Below are 17,254 nucleotides of genomic sequence, written 5' to 3'. Positions count from 1 at the left end.
CCTCATCTCTTGTTTGTTGTCTTCAATATGCAGGGCTATTCTTTCATCAACACAAAACCTTTGCGCTCCAATTCGACAGCTCCGTCCGACACGTCCGCCAGATTTGCGAACAAAGCATCGCCGATCAGCTCAACCCGGGCCGCGTGTTCGCCGGTGTTGAAGGCACCGCGGATGACCTCGCCGCCGAGCATGCGCTCAAAGATGATCACGCCCGATTCCTCGGAAACCTGGCGCCAATAAACGGTTCCTTCCGAAAGGATTTTTTGCTGCGTTCTGCGCAAGCCGTTCAGTTTCTTCACGAAGGCGTGCAGATCGCGGTCCTGCTTGTCTTCTTCCCAGACCATGCACTTACGGCAATCCGGGTCCATCCCGCCGGTCAGGCCGATTTCGTCCCCGTAGTATAGACAAGGCACGCCGGGCTGGATATAGGTGAAGGCCATGGCTTGTTTCATGATGTCCTTGTCCTCATTGGCCTCCGTCAACAGGCGCGGCGTATCATGGGAATCCAAAATGTTGAACTGCATCTGGTTCGTCTGATCACGGTAGAGCATCAATTGGTTGTTCATTTCCGACACCATTTTACTCAAGGATAGTTCATTCTTCACGAAGTAGCCCATGATCGCATCGGTGAAGGCGTAGTTCATGACGGCATGGAATTCATCGCCCTGCAGCCAGTTTTGGGAGGAATGCCAAATTTCACCAAGAATATAGAAATCTTTTTTTGCTTCATCGCAGACGATCCGGAATTTTTTCCAAAACGCGTGGTCGACTTCGTTCGCGACATCCAGGCGCCATGCATCGATATCGAAGGCTTCGATCCAATAACGGGCGATGTTCAGCAGATAATCCTGCACTTCCGGATTGGCCGTGTTCAGTTTCGGCATGTGCGGATTGGCCGCAAAGACATCGTAGGTGATGTCGTAGGCATCTTCAAAATTTTCGCCGCGTTTGTAGGAAACCGGAAACTCATTGATGTGGAACCAGTCGACGTATTGTGAATCTTCCCCATTTTTAAGGACGTCCTGCCATTGCGGCGAGGAATCGCCGATATGGTTGAAGACGGCATCCAGCATGACTTTCATGCCGCGCTTGTGGCATTCGTCCACGAGTTTTCTGAATGTTTCGGCGTCACCGAAGGCCGGATCGATCTTCAGGTAATCGATTGTGTCGTATTTGTGGTTGGAAGCCGCTTCAAAAATCGGACAGAAATAGATGCCGTTTATGCCCAGGTCCTCCAGATAATCAAGCTTGTCGATGACCCCCTGCAGGTCGCCCCCGAAGAAGTTCTCCCGACTGGGATCTGCCGATCCCCAAGCCAATGTGCCTTCCGGATCATTACTAGAATCCCCGTTGGCAAAGCGCTCCGGGAAAATCTGATACCAGACGGTTTCCTTGACCCATTCCGGCGTATTGAAGCGATCGACTTCATGGAAGAAAGGCATCCGGAAATAATTGTTCGGCATCCGCAAATATTCTTCCTCTAATGGATAAACGCCGTGATCGCCGTAAAAGACCGAAATGCCGTCAAAGCCCTTCAAGGCGAATGCATAGGCCAAACGCTTCAAGGGAGCCTTCACTTCCACGAACCAATAATCGTACAGATCGGTGGAAAGGGTTTTGATCATCTGCAGCGGTTTGCGGAACCATTCTTCTTTGTCCAGGAAATAAGGGTCTCCGTATAGTAAGGCCATCTCCCTTACGTCTCCGCGGGCAGTCCGCAGCCGGACGTGCATCGTTTCATGGTCATACAGATAGGCGAATTCGCTCTCGGGGCGATGGTAAAGTGCGGAAGTGTTCATATAAAATCGGCTCCTTTTATTCTTTGTTTTCCCACATTGTGGCACAATGCCTAATCGGTTGCAAGAACTTTTAGCAATCGGTTGCATTTTATTTTTAGAGAGGGAAATGCGGTCCGTTGACCTTCGGATGATCGCAAAACCTTGGTAATCCTATATAAACAAGCTTTTTACAAGCAATCGGGCAGCTCGTCGGAATAAAACGTATTCTTTTTTTGAGAAATAAAGCTTGACTATTTAAGCAATCGGTTGCATAATCAAACCTGTAATCGAAATTCATTTCAAGGGGGACACACAAGTGAGAACAAATTGGAAAAGATATTTTGGAAGCGGTTTAATCTTGGGAGCATCTGCTTTAATCTTGGGCGCATGCGGCGGCACAGCTGATACAAGCGATACAGGCTCAGCTGAAAACACATCCGGAGAAGTCGTTGTGGAAGGCGACGTCAAATTGTGGGTGGACACAGATCACGTGGAAGTCTTCAAAGGGATTGTAGCAGAGTTTGAAAAAGAATTTCCTGAAGTTACGGTTGAAGTGGCAGCAGGAAGCTCAGCTGATGCAAAGAAAGATGTCTCGAAAGATCCAAAAGCAGCGGCTGACGTTTTCATGATGCCGCACGACCAAGTCGGTCAAATGGCTGAAGCAGGTCTGTTATATCCGAACACAAAATATGCAGATGAAGTAAAAGCAAATAACGTGGAATCGGCTGTCGAAGGCGTAACGTGGAACGATGAGCTTTACGGCTACCCATACGGCGTTGAATCTCAAGTTCTCTACTACAACAAAGCGAAACTGACTGAAGACGATGTGAAGAGTTGGACGACATTGTCTGAAAAAGGCAAAATCGGCACAAACTTTGCTGAAGCCGGCGCCAACTATATCTTTGGACCGCTGTTCATGAGTAACGGCCTGCACTTGTACGGTGAAACCGGCGAAGACCCAAGCGGAACCGACTTCAACAGCGAAAAAGGTGCTGAAGTGCTTGCGTGGATTGCAGCTCAAAAGAACAATCCAGGCGTGATCCAATCCGGCGCGGAAGCTTTGGCCAACTTGGAAGCAGGCGTTTCCGATGCGTTCCTTTCCGGTCCTTGGTCCAAAAATGATGTCATCAAAGCCTTGGGCGAGAACATGGGCGTTGCGGCTTATCCGACAGTCGATTTCGGTAGCGGCGAAGTTCAAATGAAAGCTTTCTTGGGAGTCAAATTGTTTGCGGTCAACCAACAGACAGATGCTCCTTTAGCATCCATGGCTTTGGCAAACTACCTGTCCAATGAAACTTCCCAAATGACTGAATTCCAGGAAATGGGCGTCATCCCATCAAACAAAGTCGTTCAGGCAAATGCGGAAGTGCAAGAAGATGTTGTAGCAAAAGCGGTCATGGAAATGTCCCAATCCACTCATTCAGTCGTAATGCCTAAAGTTCCGGAAATCGTTTCGTTCTGGCCAGCGATGGATGCCATCATCAATGATGCATACAAAGGCAACATCACCGCAGACGAATACATGGAAAAACTGGACAAACTGGTCGAAGACACATCCAAAGTAACGGAACCTAAGGAAGAAAAAGAATAACAAAAACACAAAAAGGGAGGGCGAAAGATTACGCATCTTTCGTCCCTCTTATTTAAATCAAGAAAGTGAGTGGGGAAGCCATGTTCAAGAAAAAAAGTTACGGCCAGCAGATGACCTTTCGGGAATTGTTCAAAGAAGGGGACATCGCAACAAAACTTTCCTTTGTTGTCATGGGGGCCGCCAATCTTGCCAATAAACAATACTTAAAAGGTTTGATTTTCCTGTTATCGCAGATCGCCTTCTTCTATTGGCTGATCCGCAACGGACTGCGGGCGCTGGCCATGTTGGCGACGTTGGGCACCCGGGAGCAAGGGCTCGTTTTTGACGAACGCCTAGGGATTGAAGTGCTGCAAGAGGGCGACAACTCGATGTTACTGCTATTATTCGGCATTGCTGCCATTGTAATCTGTGTGGTCCTCGTCGGCTTGTACGTCATCAATCTGAAAAGCGCGCGGCATCTCCATGAACTGAAGCAAGCGGGCAAAAAGATCCCGAGCACGATGGATGATCTGGGAAGCTTGCTGAATGAACGTTTCCACGCCACCTTGATGACGATTCCGTTGTTGGGCGTGCTGCTGTTCACGATCCTGCCGCTGCTCTACATGATTTCGATCGCCTTCACAAACTATGACCACACGCACCTGCCGCCGAAAAACCTCTTCACGTGGGTCGGCTTGGTGAATTTCGGCAACGTCATTTCAGGGAATATGGCAGACACTTTCTTCCCGGTCTTGGGCTGGACGCTGATCTGGGCGACGCTGGCGACGGTCACTTGCTTTTTCTTCGGCATCCTGCTCGCGCTTTTGATCAACACCAAAGGCCTGAAATTCAAAGGCGTTTGGCGCACGATTTTCGTCATCACGATGGCTGTGCCGCAGTTCATTTCGCTGTTGGTCATGCGCAACCTCTTGAACGGCGCGGGTCCGATCAACGCAACGCTGCTGAACCTAGGGCTGATCGATTCCGCCATCCCGTTTTTGACGGATCCGATTTGGGCAAAAATCACGGTCATCGTCGTCAACATGTGGATCGGGATCCCGGCAACGATGCTGGTTTCCACGGGTATCATCCAAAACCTGCCGACCGACCAGATTGAGGCGGCGCGGATCGACGGCGCGAACAAGCTGCAGATTTTCCGCAACATCACCTTCCCGCAGATCCTGTTCGTGATGATGCCGGCGTTGATCCAACAGTTCATCGGCAACATCAACAACTTCAACGTCATTTTCCTGCTGACCGGCGGCGGACCTTCGAATTCCGACTTTTACGGCGCGGGTTCGACGGATTTGTTGGTCACTTGGCTGTACAATTTGACCGTCAATACGATGGACTACAACTTGGCGTCCGTCATCGGCATTCTGATCTTCATCCTGTCGGCAGCTTTCAGTTTGTTGGCTTACACAAGAACGAATTCATTCAAGGAGGGCTAAAAAATGGCAAAAGCAAAGAAAACAACAGGATACAAAGCGCAGCGGCGGTATTCGCTTGCTGCAGTCTACGCCATCCTGGCTGTCCTGTCGGTCATTTGGCTGTTCCCGATCGTTTGGATCGTTCTGACCAGCTTCCGGGCAGAGGGCGGCGCGTTCGTCCCGTACATCATCCCGAAATCGTTCACTTTGGAAAACTATAAAATTCTGCTGCTGAACACATCCGGGAACTATCCGTTTGTCCGATGGTTCCTGAACACGCTGTTCGTTTCCGTAATCAGCTGCATCCTGTCGACCCTCATCACGATCGCCATGGCCTACGCCCTGTCGCGTCTGCGCTTCAAAATGCGCAAACCGTTCCTGAAAGTCGCCTTGGTGCTGAATATGTTCCCCGGCTTCATGAGCATGATCGCCGTCTACTACATCCTGAAAGCCCTGAACCTGACCGAAAGCCTGCTTGCCTTGATTCTGGTCTATTCCGCCGGATCCGCGCTCGGCTTCTACATCGCTAAAGGCTTCTTCGACACGATCCCGATGGCGCTCGACGAATCGGCCATGATCGACGGCGCCAACAAGTGGCAGATTTTCACGAAAATCACGCTGCCGCTGTCCAAACCGATCATCGTGTACACGTCGTTGCTGGCTTTCATGGGGCCGTGGATGGACTTCATCTTCGCCAAAATCATCATGGGCGACAACATCCCGAATTACACAATCGCGATCGGCCTGTTCACGATGATGACCCGCACAACCGCCAACTCGCTGTTCATGGCGTTCACCGCCGGCTGCGTGCTCATCGCCATCCCGATCACGATCCTGTTCATCTTCATGCAACGCTTCTACGTTGAAGGCGTGACATCGGGGTCGGTCAAAGGATAAGAATGTTTCAGTAAATAAACCCAAAAAGCGCCCTCGCGGGGGCGCTTTTTGGGTTTCTCTGATTTTGTCGTGCGCGAAACATGGATAATGCGGATTTATCCATGTTTTGGGCGGCACTTGGGCCCGAAAAGATGAATAACGCACAGATATCCATCCTTTCGCCATCGTCAGCGGGTGTGCTACAATCTATCCATATAACAATAATGACACATAAACAGACAGCAGAGGTTACGCCATGGACGAAAAACACTTAAAGGATCTATATTTCAAAGAATATTATTTCTCGGATTTCTATTTTTTCAATGTAGGATATGAGAAGTGCAAGAGTAGGCATCGATTTGGCCCTTCGTTGCGGGACAACTATATCGTGCACTTTGTGATAAGCGGAAAAGGGCGGTATATCGTGAACGATACAACGCATCGCTTGGGTACGGGCGATTTTTTCCTGATTCGGCCGAATGAGCTGGTCGATTACGAAGCGGATGCGGATGATCCTTGGGAATACTATTGGATAGGCTTTGCAGGCAACAAGGTGAAAGAAATCCTGCATACGAACGGCATCGGAGCGAAAGACTACATAGGCCAAGTCGACACGAAAGAAGAGCTGCAGGGGAAATTCGCGCATTTCATGCAATCCGATTTTTTTGACGATTCCAAGAAACTGGCGAATCAGGCCCTCTTTTGTGACATTTTTTCTTTCTTCAAAATCCATAATGAAAATATTGAAACGGACATCCGAATCAGCCGAACGAAGAAATACAGCGAAGCCTTTTTGTTGTACGTTGAAAATAATTATTATCGTGAGGATTTGACGATCGAAGAAATTGCGAAATCGATGTACCTTCACCCTTCCTACTTTAGCCAGGTCATCAAAGAGGAGTTGGGCTTGACCGCCCTCAAATATTTGAACCTGTACCGGATGAACAAGGCCGGCCAGTTGTTGAAAACGACCGAATTGTCGGTTGAGGAAATAGCAACCGCAGTAGGCTATCAGAACCGGCATTCTTTTTCACGGGCCTTCAAAAACAGGTTCCACAGTTCGCCGACCGGATATAAGGCTGGAAAATAAGACCTATAAAATTGTACCCTGCAGCTAAAACCATGCCCTTCTTATTCAGTAGGAATCAACTATACTGGAGACATTAAATGGAAAAGGAGCATGGACATGGTTAAAATTTGTTTTATCGGTGCAGGGAGCACAATTTTCGCAAAGAATGTTTTGGGGGACGCGATGTTGACGCCGAGCCTTCAGGATGCAGAAATCGCATTATACGATATTGATGAAAAACGCTTGAAAGAATCCGAACTGATGCTTCAGACCATCAACAAAAACTCGAACCAAAACCGCGCCAACATACAGTCTTTCAGCGACAGGAAAGAAGCTCTGAAGGACGCGAATTTCGTCATCAATGCGATCCAAGTGGGCGGATACAAACCGAGCACTGTGATTGATTTCGAGATTCCGAAAAAATACGGCTTGCAGCAGACGATCAGGGACACTACCGGTATCGGCGGTATTTTCAGAGGGCTGCGCACGCTTCCGGTTATGTTTGACATCGCCAAAGACATGGAAGAAGTATGTCCGGATGCGTGGCTGTTGAACTACACCAATCCGATGGCCATTTTGACGATGGGCATGCTGAAAGCGACGAAGATCAAAACGGTCGGCTTGTGCCACAGCGTCCAAGTCTGTGTGCCGGAACTGTTCGAACATCTGGGCATAAAAGATCAATATAATCTGGATGAATTCCAATGGAAAATCGCCGGCATCAACCATATGGCCTGGCTGTTGGAAATCAACCGGAACGGAAAAGATTTTTATCCCGAAATCCGCAGCCTGGCTGCAAAAATCGCTGATCCCCATAAGGATTCTGTGCGCTTTGAATTGATGAAACACTTTGGTTACTACATCACGGAGTCCAGCGAGCATAATGCAGAGTACCATCCTTACTTCATCAAGAAAAATTATCCGGAATTGATTGACCAACTGCAGATTCCGCTTGATGAATATCTGAGAAGATGCGTGAAACAAATCGCTGATTGGGAACTTCAAAGAGAAGACATCGTCAACAACGGCTCGCTGGAACACACAAGAAGCCGCGAATATGCCTCTTACATTATGGATGCGATTACAACCGGAACGCCAACCATGATTGCCGGGAATGTTCTCAACAAAGGTCTGATCACGAACTTGCCGGAAAATTGCTGTGTGGAAGTGCCGTGTCTGGTGGACAAAAACGGCGTTCAACCTACCTATGTGGGCGATCTCCCTACGCAACTGGCCGCATTGAACCGGACAAACATCAATGTCCAGGAGTTGACGGTGGAGGCTGCAATGACGCTAGAAAAAGACAAAATTTATCAAGCCGCCTTGATGGATCCGCATGCGAATGCTGAACTGTCCATTTCGGAAATAAAAGCAATGGTGGACGAACTGATCGCTGCCCATGGCGATTACCTGCCGGCTTATAAATGAGAAAAGACAGGAGCCGTCCCAATTTTCGGGGCGGCTCCTGTCTTTTTAGGACTGGGGCGAGTTTTTCCCGCGAGAAACATGGATAATTCAGAGTTATTCATGTTTTCAATCAACGTGCCACCTTGGTGCCCGTCAGCTACGGCCAGAGACGTGCTGCCCGGAGTTGAGCGACGCGCCGGACGATCAGCATCGGCAAGCGAATGTTAGCCGGAGAAGAATGATTTCCAGGCAGCCGAACCCCGGCGAAGCCGAAGAAGCCGGAGGTGACAGTTTATTATCTGTTACTTTCCGCCCAGAAGTGCCCCGCGAAGTGCAGATATGGTAAACTAGAGGTACATAAAGTGCAGTGCTAAAAACCTATATCATTGGTGAGGTGTTAGTGATGGTAAGCAGAGAATTGAAAGTAACCATGTTGGAAGCAGTGGATAATCAATTGAGCATGAACGAACCAAAATGCACAAAGGATACTTTTGAACGGCTGATTGCTTCAGGATACAGCCCGCAAGAGGCGAAAGAAAGCATCGCTGAATTTCGCAATCCCAGCTTTGGTGAGCCTATGGTTGCCTGTATCGATAAGTGCAATTTTCTGACTTTTGCACTACATTTATGTGTTCTTTGATGTATAAAAATCAAAAAAGCGGTGAGTGCTATGGAGGCAAATCAAAAGAAATTAATGGAGCTCTTGGCGTACGAGGTAGAGAAAAACCACGGCGTTGTGTTCTTGGCTACGTTGAAGGAGAGTGGCTTTCCGAATCAGGGCTCATTGAATCTTTTGAAAAAAGAGGGCTTTGAAAAGATCAGCGGGGGGATTTATCTCCGCTTTACTTTGAGGATGAAATGTATGTTTTTCAAAGGCGGTTTGCGAAAGGCGTATACTCCCATGAAACGGCGCTTTATTTGCATGGTTTGTCCGACGTAACTCCATTTGTCTATACGATGACTTTCCCGCAAATAAAATTGATGAGTTAGTCATTGCTTTGACGCATCTATAATAAGTCGCCTCAAGCAAAAATAAAAAACAGAATGTTAAAAAACACAAAAAGCAGGAGCCGCCCCGATATAGAGCGGCTCCTGTTTTTTTGGGGGACAGATGTCGGATTCTTAAGAGTTATCCGACAAGCAAGCCGTGACCATTTGTCTGGATGTCGGATTCTTAAGAGTTATCCGACAATCGAGCCGTGATTAGTTGTCTGGATGTCGGATTCTTAAGAGTTATCCGACAACCTGGCCCGACGAGAACTCTATTCAACAAAAAAAGCTGCCTCATCATTACATGAGACAGCTTTTTTCTCTTATTCATTAACATTTATCATCAAACATACGTCACAGCAACCCCATAATGGTCCGACACGCAAGCCAACTTTTTGCCATCGAACTTGACTTCGTAGCTCTCGACCGCTTGCGGTCGGTCCGAGAAGATGTAGTCGATGCGCAGCGGCACTTCGTTTCCTTCCCAACCGGCGATCGCCGGTGGAACGGTTGCGGAACCCTCACGGACTGCAGCGACGGCGTAGGCATCCTGCCAACCGGTCTGCGTGATCAGGTCGTAACCTTGGTTGCGGACATCGGCCGGATTGTTGAAGTCGCCCATGACGTAGATGGGCTTCTTGCCGCGCAAGTTTTTGACGGCTGTTTCCACGGAAGCCCACTCCCTCAGGAACGGATTTTCTTCTTCCTCTTTCCACCAGGACAGGTGGACGGAGACGAACGCGGCCGATTCGGTCTCGAGGACCAAAGCGCGGCGTGTGTGGATGCTTTCGAAATCATTGCTTGCTGAGAGTTGGACGTGTTCCACTGACTGAATCGGTGCTTTGCTCAGTAGGGCGATGCCTTCATCGTAGACATCGTAGCCTACATGGCACGGTACCCAGGACCACTGATACGCAAGGCCTTTTTCTGCCAACGCCTGCACGAGAAAATAAGCGAAGTTGTTTTCCTTGATCGGGATTTCATTCTGCGTCGCGTGGTAGCCTTCCGGTTCGTTGATGACCGGCCCGTTCGAAAGCTGATTCACTTCCTGCAGGGCGATCGCATCGTATTCATTTTCCAGAATGTCGGTGATCAGGGGGGCATAGACGCTGTCATCGTCCGTATCGATCCAACTGTACGCATTCAAAGTCAGTAGTTTCATGTGGTCCTCACCTTTCTATTTTCCTAATACATCTATTATATCAGATTTTAGGACATCCGCTTGCGGACCGTACACGACTTGGATGCCTTTGCCTTTGCGGATGACGCCGCGTGCGCCCAGCGTGGACCATTTTTTGTCTTCGGCCACTTTCGTTTCGTCCTTGACTGTGACGCGCAGACGGGTCATGCAGGCATCTACTTCGGAAATGTTTTCCTGCCCGCCGAATGCGTTGATGATGTTCCAAACAAGCGAATCGTTGTCGGACGCACCCGCATCGCCTTCTGGAATCGCAGCGGAAGCAGCAGAATCTTCCGTTTCGCCGTCAAAATCTGTGTAATTGCCCAAACGGCCTGGCGTTGCGAACTTGAAGCGCTTGATCATGAAATTGGCGACGAAGTACATGATGACGGCGAATGCGATCGTCACCCAGATGTAGTTGACGACATCCATCCACAAGCCGGCTTTCAAAGACATCGGGATGCGAGTCAGGAATTCCAGCGTACCGAAGGAGTGGACGCGCAGGCTGATGATGTCGGCCATGGCGAATGCGACCCCTTGCAGGACTGCGTAGACGCCGTAAAGCAGCGGTGCAGCGAACATGAACATGTACTCGAGGGGTTCAGTAACACCTGTCAGGAAAACGGCAATGGCTGCCGAGAAGAACATGGATTTGTATTTCGGACGTTTGTCGACATCGACATTGCGGTACATAGCGTAAGCCAAGCCCATCAGGCTGCCGGCTGCGCCGATCATTTGGCCGACTTTGAAGCGGGCCGGAGTGAATGCATTCAATAATTCGCTGTAGGCGGCTGTGTCACCTGTGTTGTTCAGGTTCACTAGGTCGCTGGCCCAAGCCAACCAAAGTGGATCCTGGCCGAATACTTGCGAACCTGCGGCAGCGCCTGTCAAAATTGTGTAAGTTCCGCCCAAAGATGTGTAGTTCATCGGAATCGTCAGCATATGGTGCAGACCGAACGGCAACAACAGACGTTCCAGCGTACCGTAGACGAACGGCGCCAAGATCGGTGCGGTGTCGGCGGAATCGGCGATCCAAATCCCGAAATTATTGATGCCGGTCTGAACGACTGGCCAGATGATTGCCAAGACAAGGGAAATGAGCACGGACCAACCGATGACGACGAAAGGTACGAAGCGTTTGCCGTTGAAGAAAGATAACGCATCAGGAAGTTTGCGGTAGTTATAGTACTTATTGAAGATTACCGCACCGACAAAACCGGCGATGATCCCGACGAAGACACCCATATTCAAAGCAGGTGCGCCCAAAACGTTAGTGAAGTAGCCGTTCACCAGGATGTCCTGGCCGAACAAGGTTTTGGTAGTCGCTCCGTCCGTAGCCAACATATCTCCGGTCACTGCGAAAAGTTTACCGGTTGTGCGGTTGATCAGGATGAAAGCAAGCAAAGCAGCGAAGGCTCCGCCGGCACGTTCTTTCGCCCAAGATCCCCCGATGGCGACAGCGAAAAGGATATGCAAGTTGACGATGACAGCCCAGCCCAGATCCTCGATAACCCCAGCCGTTGTCAGCAACAATTGGAAATCTCCAGAGAACATAGCGATCATCTTGCCGATACTGATCATCAAACCAGCTGCCGGCATGACCGCGATGACGACCATTAAAGCCTTACCGAATTTTTGCCAAAAATCGAACGTAAATATTTTTTTCATTTTAAATCTCCTCTCAAAATTTATTGGTGCAATCGATTGCAATGTTTACGATTCGAAGTATAGACCATATCCAGAAATTATGCAAGCGTTCTATTTCAGAATAAAATCGAACTTTCGTGCATAGAGGAAGGAAAGCGCGGCGAACCAAGAAAAGTAGCCGACGGAAATAATAATGCAACTTATGCATTGACAATGCAACCGATTGCACGTAAACTATGGGGGAAGAACAAATAAGGGGGAACCAATGATGACGCAACAAATTTTTGAGATCAATCCATGGAAAGTGACAACCAAACAATTAGACAAAGAAAACCGCCGCCTGCAGGAAAGTTTGACCAGTCTCGGCAACGGCTATATGGGCATGCGCGGCAATTTCGAGGAAGCTTACTCGGGCGACCACCATCAAGGTACGTATCTGGCGGGCGTCTGGTATCCGGACAAAACCCGCGTCGGCTGGTGGAAAAACGGCTATCCGGACTATTTCGGCAAAGTGATCAATGCGATGAATTTCATCTATATGCATCTCTTTGTGGACGGTGAAGAAGTCGATCTTTATAAGGATGAGCTGAAAGATTTTGCCTTGACGTTGGACATGCAAAAAGGCCGCTTGGAACGCTTCTTTACGGTAGTGAAGAACGGTAAAGAAATCACCGTCCATTTCACGCGTTTCCTTAGCATCGACATCAAGGAACTTTGCGCGATCAAAGTGGAAATCACAGCTTCAGAAAAGGCCGCGATCCGTATCGAAAGCGCTCTGGACGGGAATGTCCAAAACGAGGATGCCAACTATGAAGAAATGTTCTGGGAATGGGTGGAACAAACGGATGATACCTTGGTCGTCGAAACGATCCCGAACAACTTCGGCATCGAACGCTTCAGCGTGGCTGCAACGATGCACCACAAAGTGACAGGATTCACGTCTGCCGGCGCCAACAGCAAAGAGCTGTTCGTCTCCCAAGTGTTCGAAGGGGAAACCGAAAAAGGCCAAGTCCTCTCATTAGAGAAATACGTGACGCTGACAACGAGCCGCGATCATGCGAAGGATCAGCTGGCAGCAACCGCTGAAGAAATCTACGCCACAAAAGTAGCGGGCCAAAGCTTTGAGGAGTTGGAAGCAACGCAAGCGAACCAGTGGGCGAAACGTTGGGAACTGGCGGATGTTGAAATCGGCGGAGACGACGAAGCGCAACAAGGGATCCGTTTCAACCTGTTCCAGCTGTTCTCCACCTATTATGGGGAAGATGAGCGCCTGAACATCGGACCGAAAGGCTTCACCGGCGAGAAATACGGCGGCGCTACCTACTGGGATACGGAAGCTTACGGCGTGCCATTCTACTTGGCGGTCACCGAGCCGGAAGTTACCCGCAATCTTTTGAAATACCGCCACAACCAATTGCCGGGCGCTTTCCATAATGCGAAGCAACAAGGATTGAAGGGCGCGTTGTATCCGATGGTTACCTTCACCGGCGTGGAGTGCCACAATGAATGGGAAATCACGTTTGAGGAAATCCACCGCAACGGGGCGATTCCTTATGCAATCTACAATTACACCGCCTATACAGGCGATGAAAGCTACCTGGCCGAAGAAGGGCTGGAAGTGCTCAGCGCCGTCAGCCGTTTCTGGGCGGACCGCGTACACTTCTCACAAAACAAGCAATGCTACATGATCCATGGCGTGACCGGACCAAACGAGTACGAAAACAACATCAACAACAACTGGTACACAAACCGCTTGGCTGTCTGGGTGCTGCGTTATACTTTGGAAAGCCTGGAGAAATATCCGGAACGCGCAGAAGCGCTGGGCATCACCGCAGCCGAAAAAGCAAAATGGCAGGACATCATCGACAACATGTACTTCCCGTACGATGAAGAGCGCCAAGTTTTCGTGCAGCACGACACTTTCCTTGACAAGGATCTGAAACCGGTCAGCGCTTTGGACCCGGCCGATCTGCCGTTGAACCAAAAATGGTCATGGGACAAAATCCTGCGTTCCTGCTTCATCAAACAAGCGGATGTGCTACAAGGCATCTACCTGTTCGGTGACGAATTTACGCTGGAAGAAAAAGAACGCAACTTCGACTTCTACGAGCCGATGACTGTGCATGAATCAAGCTTGTCACCATGCATCCACGCCATCCTTGCCGCCGAACTGCACAAGGAAGAAAAAGCTGTGGAACTGTACCAACGCACCGCCCGCCTGGATTTGGACAATTACAACAACGATACCGAAGACGGTTTGCACATCACTTCGATGACCGGCAGCTGGTTGACGATTGCGGAAGGCTTCGCCGGCATGCGTGCCAAAGACGGTCTGAGCTTCGCGCCGTTCTTGCCGAAAGACTGGACGCACTACCAATTCCACATCAACTACCGCGGTCGCTTGATCCTGATTGCAGTGAGCGAAGAACACGTCAGCCTGACCTTGGTGAAGGGCGAAGCGTTGCCTGTCCGCATCTATGACGAAGCGCTGCAGCTGAAAGATGAAATCAAAGTCGCACTGAAAAAGACCGTGTCCGCATGAGCGACATCAAAGGAGAGAATGAAATGTTGAAAGCAGTATTGTTCGACTTGGATGGTGTCATCACCGACACCGCCAAGTTCCATTTTTTGGCCTGGCGTGATCTCGGCGCGGAGTTGGGTATCACCGTCGACGAAGCCTTCAATGAAGAGCTGAAGGGCGTCAGCCGGATGGATTCGCTGGAGCGCATCTTGGCATTCGGTGGTTTGGCGGATAAATATTCCACAGCTGAAAAAGAAGCTTTTTGCACAAAGAAAAATGACCATTATCTGGAACTGATCCAAGAAATGACACCGGCGGACATCCTGCCGGGGATCCTGCCGCTGTTGGAAGAATTGCGCGAAGTGGGTCTGAAGGCGATCGTGACTTCCGCCAGCAAGAACGCACCGGGCATCTTGGAGCTTTTGCAGGTCAAGGACTACTTCGACGGCATCGTCGATCCAGCTTCAGTAGCTGCAGGCAAACCCGCTCCGGACATTTTCTTGGCCGGTGCGGCACTTGCGGGTGTGCAACCGGCTGAGTGCATCGGCGTGGAAGATGCCGCTTCCGGCGTGGAGGCCATCAAAGCGGCAGGCATCACCGCGGTCGCAATCGGCGACGCCGAAGTGCTGGCGCAAGCCGACCGTGTCTTGGCGGACACGAGCGCATTGTCGCTTGCTGTCCTGCGCGATGCCTGGGAGAAGGCGACGGCCAATGGCTAGCATCACTGTCCGCGAATGGGGCAGCATCGGCACGGAACAAGTCATGCGCATCGATTTGAGCCAGCCGAACGGCATGTCCGTCAGCTGCATCAACTACGGTGCCCGGCTGATCCGCTTGCTGGTTCCGGACCGGGAAGGCCAGAGCGAAAACATCGTCCTCGGCCTGGCCAATGCGGAAGCTTACGGGAACGACCGGGCTTCCTTCGGCGCGACCGTTGGACCGGTCGCCGGCCGCATCGCTGGAGGCAGATGGGGCGAAGTGCAGTTGGAGCAGAACAACGGCGCGCACCATATCCACGGCGGCAGCCGCGGTTGGGGCCAGCAGTTCTGGGACTTCACGACCGAAGCGACGGCGGAAGCAGTGAGCGTCACCTTCACTTTGGACTCGATGCCGGAAACGGTCGGCTATCCCGGCCGGCTGCAGGCGAAAACCAGCTATTCCCTCGATGCGGAAGGCTGCCTGACGATTACGATGACAGGCGAAAGCTCTGAAGAAACGCTGTTCAATCCGACTAGCCATATCTATTTCAACTTGAGCGGCGATGCCAAGCGTCCGATCACCGATCACACCTTGCAGCTGGCCTGCGAGGAAGTGCTGGAGCTGGATGCCGACAAGCTGCCGACCGGAGAAAAGCTTGCCGTGGCGGGAACGGCGTACGATTTTCGTGAACCGACCCTTATCGGCGATGCCATCCAAAGACGGCCGGAAGGCTTTGACGACGTGTTCCTGATGCACCCGGACGAACAAACGCAGCTGGTCCTCGGCGATGCGGGCAGCGGCCGGGAAATGGCGCTGTCCAGCAACCGCAGCAGCATCGTGCTTTTTTCGACGACCGGCATGGACGAACCTTACCTTGTGAACGGCCGTCCGATGCGGAGCCAGCTCGGTTTGGCGATCGAAGCGCAGGAGGTGCCCGACGCCATCCACCATCCCGGCTGGGACAATATCGTCCTGGCGCCAAATACTTTAACGACAAGGGTTCAAAAGTACGCTTATAAATGGTAATCTAGAGTTACAAAAATGAACTCCGAGGAAAATGCCCATGACCGTTACGATAAAAGATGTCGCCAGAGAAGCCGGCGTCGCGACTTCAACCGTTTCGCGCACGTTGAAGGACAGCCCGCTGATCAGCGAAAACACAAAAGTGAAAGTGCGCCAAGCGATGCAGAAACTGGGCTATACGCCCAACTTCGCCGCCCAGAACCTAGCCAACAAGTCCACACGAACAATCGGCGTGATCCTGCCGGTGGGGACGATGGGGAATCCTGCGCAGAATCCGCTCTTCCTCGAGATGATCCAGGAAATCGGCGTCGTCTGCAACGAACAGAAATACATGATCTCCCTGGCGACCGGGAAAACGATGGCGGAACTGAAGGACAGCGTGCGCCTGATGCATCAACGTAAACTGGTCGATGGCTTCATCCTGTTGTATTCGGAGGCGAAAGATCCGATCCGCAAGTTCCTGCATGATGAGAAGATACCATACGCACTGCTGGGGAAACCGGATGTCTACGAGAACGAGACGATCTACATCGACAACGACAACCGCCTGTCCGGCAAATCGGCGGCCGACTGCCTGATCCAGCATGGACACCAGCGGATTGGCTATGTCGGTCTGACGCCTTCCCAAGTCGTCGATAAGGAACGCTATAAAGGCTATTCCGATGCCTTGCGCGACGCCAAACTGACCGTCCATCCGGAACTCTATTTCGAAACGCCGACTGATTTCATGGCTTTCCAGGAGTTCCTCGAAGAGACCAAACCGACCGGACTCGTCGTCGGCGATGACCGCCTGGCCTTGCGCGTCCTGCAATATCTGCAGCTGGACAAGTACAAAGTGCCGGACGACATCTCGCTGATCAGCTTTAACAACTCCGTCTTTGCGACCCTGTCCCACCCGTTCCTGACCACAATCGACATCCATGTCCAGGAACTGGCCCGACAAGCCGCCGCCCTCCTGATCCGCCACATCCACGAACCAAGCGCCCTGCTGCCGAAGATGATCGTGCCGCATGAGGTGATTGAGCGGGAGACGGTTATGCAGGTGCAGGATTGAGTGGGATTTA

General features: G+C 50.8%; 14 protein-coding genes. 11 read left to right on the top strand and 3 right to left on the bottom strand.

The window, feature by feature from the left end; translation table 11 throughout:
- Window positions 1–35 precede the first annotated feature (35 nt).
- Window positions 36–1,799, bottom strand: coding sequence for a glycoside hydrolase family 13 protein (locus BMX58_RS05360; protein ID WP_068622981.1), 1,764 nt, complete (start codon window positions 1,797–1,799; stop codon window positions 36–38).
- Window positions 1,800–2,094: 295 nt separating this feature from the next.
- Between BMX58_RS05360 and BMX58_RS05355 the strand changes: the two genes are divergently transcribed.
- The 7 genes from BMX58_RS05355 (at window position 2,095) to BMX58_RS14645 (ending at window position 8,943) form a co-directional block, all read left to right on the top strand.
- The gene (locus BMX58_RS05355) at window positions 2,095–3,369 is read left to right on the top strand and encodes an extracellular solute-binding protein (RefSeq protein WP_068622980.1); all 1,275 of its coding nucleotides are present in this window, start codon (window positions 2,095–2,097) and stop codon (window positions 3,367–3,369) included.
- Window positions 3,370–3,449: 80 nt separating this feature from the next.
- Window positions 3,450–4,799 carry a carbohydrate ABC transporter permease gene (locus BMX58_RS05350; protein WP_068622979.1) on the top strand — a complete coding sequence of 450 codons (1,350 nt, stop codon included), beginning with the start codon at window positions 3,450–3,452 and terminating at the stop codon, window positions 4,797–4,799.
- Window positions 4,800–4,802: 3 nt separating this feature from the next.
- Window positions 4,803–5,675, top strand: a complete 873-nt coding sequence (locus BMX58_RS05345) for a sugar ABC transporter permease (RefSeq protein ID WP_068622978.1) — start codon at window positions 4,803–4,805, stop codon at window positions 5,673–5,675.
- Between the two features lie 235 nt (window positions 5,676–5,910).
- On the top strand, window positions 5,911–6,744 hold the full coding sequence (locus tag BMX58_RS05340) for an AraC family transcriptional regulator (protein ID WP_068622977.1): 834 nt from the start codon (window positions 5,911–5,913) through the stop codon (window positions 6,742–6,744).
- Window positions 6,745–6,840: 96 nt separating this feature from the next.
- Window positions 6,841–8,151: an alpha-glucosidase/alpha-galactosidase gene (gene melA, locus BMX58_RS05335; protein ID WP_068622976.1), complete on the top strand. Its 1,311-nt coding sequence runs from the start codon at window positions 6,841–6,843 to the stop codon at window positions 8,149–8,151.
- A gap of 382 nt (window positions 8,152–8,533) precedes the next feature.
- The gene (locus tag BMX58_RS05330) at window positions 8,534–8,770 is read left to right on the top strand and encodes a hypothetical protein (RefSeq protein ID WP_131814047.1); all 237 of its coding nucleotides are present in this window, start codon (window positions 8,534–8,536) and stop codon (window positions 8,768–8,770) included.
- Window positions 8,770–8,943: a hypothetical protein gene (locus tag BMX58_RS14645; protein ID WP_157077228.1), complete on the top strand. Its 174-nt coding sequence runs from the start codon at window positions 8,770–8,772 to the stop codon at window positions 8,941–8,943. Before BMX58_RS05330 ends, BMX58_RS14645 begins: the two co-directional genes overlap by 1 nt.
- A gap of 520 nt (window positions 8,944–9,463) precedes the next feature.
- Here the strand turns inward: BMX58_RS14645 and BMX58_RS05320 are convergent.
- Together BMX58_RS05320 and BMX58_RS05315 are read right to left on the bottom strand one after the other, a co-directional pair.
- Window positions 9,464–10,282: an endonuclease/exonuclease/phosphatase family protein gene (locus BMX58_RS05320; RefSeq protein WP_068622973.1), complete on the bottom strand. Its 819-nt coding sequence runs from the start codon at window positions 10,280–10,282 to the stop codon at window positions 9,464–9,466.
- Between the two features lie 15 nt (window positions 10,283–10,297).
- Window positions 10,298–11,968: a PTS transporter subunit IIBC gene (locus tag BMX58_RS05315; RefSeq protein WP_068622972.1), complete on the bottom strand. Its 1,671-nt coding sequence runs from the start codon at window positions 11,966–11,968 to the stop codon at window positions 10,298–10,300.
- Window positions 11,969–12,212: 244 nt separating this feature from the next.
- Here BMX58_RS05315 and BMX58_RS05310 point away from each other — a divergent pair, with 244 nt between their 5' ends.
- The 4 genes from BMX58_RS05310 to BMX58_RS05295 are packed head-to-tail and all read left to right on the top strand — an operon-like array spanning window position 12,213 to window position 17,244.
- Complete coding sequence (locus BMX58_RS05310) at window positions 12,213–14,489, top strand: glycoside hydrolase family 65 protein (protein ID WP_068622971.1); 2,277 nt, start codon at window positions 12,213–12,215, stop codon at window positions 14,487–14,489.
- A gap of 23 nt (window positions 14,490–14,512) precedes the next feature.
- Window positions 14,513–15,187 (top strand): beta-phosphoglucomutase, encoded by a 675-nt coding sequence (gene pgmB, locus BMX58_RS05305; RefSeq protein ID WP_068623041.1) that lies wholly within the window; start codon window positions 14,513–14,515, stop codon window positions 15,185–15,187.
- Complete coding sequence (locus BMX58_RS05300; RefSeq protein ID WP_068622970.1) at window positions 15,180–16,193, top strand: aldose epimerase family protein; 1,014 nt, start codon at window positions 15,180–15,182, stop codon at window positions 16,191–16,193. Before pgmB ends, BMX58_RS05300 begins: the two co-directional genes overlap by 8 nt.
- A 37-nt stretch (window positions 16,194–16,230) precedes the next feature.
- Window positions 16,231–17,244 (top strand): LacI family DNA-binding transcriptional regulator, encoded by a 1,014-nt coding sequence (locus BMX58_RS05295; RefSeq protein WP_068622969.1) that lies wholly within the window; start codon window positions 16,231–16,233, stop codon window positions 17,242–17,244.
- The last annotated feature ends 10 nt before the right edge of the window (window positions 17,245–17,254 follow it).

This window comes from Trichococcus ilyis (assembly GCF_900109135.1).
Lineage (GTDB): Bacteria > Bacillota > Bacilli > Lactobacillales > Aerococcaceae > Trichococcus > Trichococcus ilyis.
The sequence above is the reverse complement of the archived record's forward strand: the minus strand, read 5'-3'. Positions and strand labels throughout refer to the sequence as shown.